At 70.6% G+C, this 3230-nt stretch carries 5 protein-coding genes and 1 pseudogene; 4 read left to right on the top strand and 2 right to left on the bottom strand.

The genetic code is table 11. The features are described 5' to 3' along the window. Together I0Q12_RS25455 and I0Q12_RS25450 are read left to right on the top strand one after the other, a co-directional pair. A pseudogene (locus I0Q12_RS25455) lies at window positions 1-177 on the top strand (pyridine nucleotide-disulfide oxidoreductase); the annotation flags it as partial. A 24-nt stretch (window positions 178-201) separates the two neighbouring features. Further along, entirely contained in the window at window positions 202-684 is a 483-nt protein-coding gene (locus I0Q12_RS25450; protein ID WP_197255908.1) for an adenosine-specific kinase, read from the top strand. 7 nt (window positions 685-691) lie between these two features. Here I0Q12_RS25450 and I0Q12_RS25445 read toward each other — a convergent pair whose 3' ends face one another. Continuing rightward, the gene (locus I0Q12_RS25445) at window positions 692-1438 is read right to left on the bottom strand and encodes an SDR family NAD(P)-dependent oxidoreductase (protein ID WP_197255906.1); all 747 of its coding nucleotides are present in this window, start codon (window positions 1436-1438) and stop codon (window positions 692-694) included. A gap of 85 nt (window positions 1439-1523) precedes the next feature. Here I0Q12_RS25445 and I0Q12_RS25440 point away from each other — a divergent pair, with 85 nt between their 5' ends. Then, window positions 1524-1919: a TIGR03618 family F420-dependent PPOX class oxidoreductase gene (locus I0Q12_RS25440; protein WP_197255904.1), complete on the top strand. Its 396-nt coding sequence runs from the start codon at window positions 1524-1526 to the stop codon at window positions 1917-1919. A gap of 114 nt (window positions 1920-2033) precedes the next feature. On the opposite strand, the gene I0Q12_RS25435 is transcribed toward I0Q12_RS25440, so the two are convergent. After that, window positions 2034-2492, bottom strand: coding sequence for an SgcJ/EcaC family oxidoreductase (locus I0Q12_RS25435; RefSeq protein ID WP_197255901.1), 459 nt, complete (start codon window positions 2490-2492; stop codon window positions 2034-2036). Between the two features lie 62 nt (window positions 2493-2554). Here I0Q12_RS25435 and I0Q12_RS25430 point away from each other — a divergent pair, with 62 nt between their 5' ends. Continuing rightward, window positions 2555-3019: a MarR family transcriptional regulator gene (locus tag I0Q12_RS25430; protein WP_197255897.1), complete on the top strand. Its 465-nt coding sequence runs from the start codon at window positions 2555-2557 to the stop codon at window positions 3017-3019. Window positions 3020-3230 lie beyond the last annotated feature (211 nt).

Here is a 3230-nt window from a genome sequence, read left to right as displayed (position 1 = left end):
GCCACCGACACCCTCGTCGGCGCCACCTTCGCCGGCACCGAGGTCGCCGAACTCGTGCACGCGGCGACGGTGGCGCTCGTCGGGAAGGTGCCGTTGGACACGCTCTGGCATGCGGTCCCGTCGTATCCGACGGTCAGCGAGGTGTGGTTGCGCCTGCTCGAAACCCGCCGGCCCTGACCCGCGACCCGAAGGGAGAACCCCGTGGAGCTGAGCGTCGTCGCCATCGACAAACCCGAGGACACCAACGTGATCGTCGGCCAGTCCCACTTCATCAAGACCGTCGAGGACCTGCACGAAACGCTCGCCGGATCCAGCCCGCACCTGCGGTTCGGGATCGCGTTCTGCGAAGCGTCCGGGGTGCGCCTGGTGCGGCACTCCGGCAACGACGACACGCTCACGGACCTGGCCACCCGCAACGCCCTCGCGCTCGCCGCCGGACACTGCTTCGTCGTGTTCGTCGACAACGGCTACCCGGTGAACATCCTCAACGCGATCAAGCTGGTCCCGGAGGTGTGCGGCATCTACTGCGCCACCGCCAACCCGGTCGAGATCGTCATCGCCGAAACCGATCTCGGCCGCGGCATCATCGGTGTCATCGACGGCAGCCCGCCGCTCGGGGTGGAATCCGACGCCGACGTCGCGGACCGCAAGGCGCTGTTGCGCACCATCGGCTACAAACTGTGACGGCCGGTCAGCGCGGCAGCCGCCGCCAGATCGCCCGCGGCAGCAGCCGCATCCCGAAGAACACCGGCCTCAGCAGGCCCGGCACCCACACCTCGCCGCGACCGCGGCCCAACGCCCGCACGGTCGCGTCGGCCACCTGATCCGCGGTGCTCGACAACGGCGCCGGGCTCATCCCCTCGGTCATCCGGCCGATCACGAAACCGGGCCGCACCAGCAGCAACGACACCCCGCTGCCGTGCAGGGCGTCCGCCAGCCCGGACGCGAACCCGTCCAACCCGGCCTTCGCCGACCCGTACACATAGTTGGCGCGGCGCACCCGCACCCCGGCTACCGACGAGAACACCACGATCCGGCCCGCACCCTGCGCGCGCAGCCGCGTCGCGAGCCGGGTCAGCAACGCGACCTGCGCGACATAGTCGGTGTGCACGACCGCGATCGCATGCGCGGCGTCGGTTTCGGCGCGGGACTGGTCGCCGAGGATCCCGAAGGCGAGCACCGCCACGTCGATCGGCCCGTGCGCCGCGGTGATCTGCTCGAGCACCCGCTCGTGGATGTCGAGATCGTCGGCGTCGAACTCGACGGTGTGCACCGCGCTCGCGCCCGCCGCCAGCACCGCCTGCCGGGGGCCGTCCAGCTCGCCGGCGCGGCGCGCGGCGAGGATCACGGTGCGGCCGGGGGCGAGCCGGCGGGCCACCTCGAGCCCGATCTCGCTGCGGCCCCCGAAGATCACGATGCTTCCCTGCGCGATGGTCATGGCTGCCAGTGTTCCGTGACCGATCGGTGCGGGCGCGGTCGGGGGCCGGTGCCCGGGGCAGGTCGAGCGCTCTAGGCTCGCGGGTATGGCCCGCACCCCGGACGCGCTCGGCGAGCGCGCACTGCAGTTCCTGTCCGAATACCACCTCGGCACACTCACGACGCTGCGCAAGGACGGCACCCCGCACGTCGTCGCGGTCGGGTTCACCTGGGATCCGCAGGCCCGGGTGGTGCGGGTGATCACCAACGCCGGCTCGCAGAAGGCCTTGAACGCCGACCGGGGCGGCTACGCCGCGGTGTCGCAGGTCGACGGCGGGCGTTGGCTCACCCTGGAGGGCTCGGCGCGGGTGCGCAGCGACGCCGCCGCGGTCGCCGAGGGGGTCGACCGCTACACCCGGCGGTACCGGCCGCCGCGGGAGAACCCGACTCGCGTGGTCGTCGAGATCGCCGTGGACCGGGTGATGGGGTCGGTGCTGGACTGATCCCGGTGCTGGACCGACCCACATCGGCGTTTCCGTCCCCTACCTGCCCCCGGTTGTTCCGAGCGAGCGGTACATTCGGTCGATCTGAGGAGACGAACGGTACATTCGCTCGGGTCAGGTGGGGTTGCCTCGCCGCGTGAGGCGCCCGAGCAGGGTGTTCGACCACGGCCGATAGCGGGTGTTGTGGAAGGTGTCCACCAGCCAGGTGCCGTCCCGCCGGACCAGGACGAAGGTCACCGAGGAGCGGCGCTTCGCGGTCGGGACGGTGCGCCGCTTCTGCCAGGACATGACGATTCCGCCGCGTTCGCACGCGACCGCGACGTCGGGAGCAGGGAAACGCACGTCGCGATGTTCGGTCACCATGCGGGAATTGCGCATGATGCCCGCGAACAGGTCGCGGTGACCGTCGGCGATCGCTCTGCGTCCGCTCATGTGGGTGCCGTCGAATGCCGTGTAGTCGGCGTCGGCGGTGAAGGCCTGCGAGTAGGACTCGGGATTTCCTTCTTCCCAGGCAGCCGCGACGCGTGCCAGTGCCCGGTCCACACCGACGGCGTCGTGGGTCGATGCAGTCATCTCACCCTCCTTCGATTCAGTGCGGTATATAGTTTAGAACGCTGAAATAATTTGGGGTAGGCATGACGAACGAACCGATCACACCCGGCGACCTCCTCGGCCGGGATTTCGCGACGGCCGTGGTGATGTTCCACGAGGCGGTCGCGCACCGACTCGGCCTGACCGCCACCGACAATCGGGCCCTGGACGTGCTGTCCCGATCCGGGCCGACCACCGCCGGGGATCTGGCCCGGGCCCTGCACCTGACCCCGGGGGCGGTGACCGGCCTCGCGGACCGACTGGCCGCCGCCGGCTACATCACCCGCGTCCCCGACACCACCGACCGGCGCCGCATCCTCCTGGTCGTCGCCACCGACCGGATGGCAGCACGCCTGCAGCCCCTCTACGAGCCGTTCGCGCGCGATGTCGCGGAACTGTTCGCCGCCCACAGCGACGACCAGCAGGCGGCGATCACCGCGTTCCTCACCGATGTCACCCGGACCCTGCGCGCCCACACCGAGCGGGTCACCGCTCCGGACGGCCGATAACCGCGCCCGGAACCGGTGTCGACCCACCCCGAGTCCGAGCGAACGGTACATTCGGTCGGTCTGCGGGCTGTTGCGAAATAGCCGAAGGTCCGCGACCGCGAACCACAGCGCCGGTCCCGGGGCGGGGTCTCCCGCCCCGGGACCACCGCTTCACACGACGGCCGGCAACCCACCCCCACCGACCAAGGTGAGGATCTTGCCGATGTTGTGC

The organism is Rhodococcus sp. CX, assembly GCF_015865005.1.
In the GTDB taxonomy this organism is placed as follows: domain Bacteria; phylum Actinomycetota; class Actinomycetes; order Mycobacteriales; family Mycobacteriaceae; genus Rhodococcus.
The sequence above is the reverse complement of the archived record's forward strand: the minus strand, read 5'-3'. Positions and strand labels throughout refer to the sequence as shown.

Bases quoted from the DNA above. Each gene is read 5' to 3' on its own strand.
- I0Q12_RS25440 (WP_197255904.1), top strand. From the start codon at position 1,524: ATGGCCCGCACCCCGGACGCGCTCGGCGAGCGCGCACTGCAGTTCCTG.
- I0Q12_RS25445 (WP_197255906.1), bottom strand. From the start codon at position 1,438: ATGACCATCGCGCAGGGAAGCATCGTGATCTTCGGGGGCCGCAGCGAG.
- I0Q12_RS25430 (WP_197255897.1), top strand. From the start codon at position 2,555: ATGACGAACGAACCGATCACACCCGGCGACCTCCTCGGCCGGGATTTC.
- I0Q12_RS25435 (WP_197255901.1), bottom strand. From the start codon at position 2,492: ATGACTGCATCGACCCACGACGCCGTCGGTGTGGACCGGGCACTGGCA.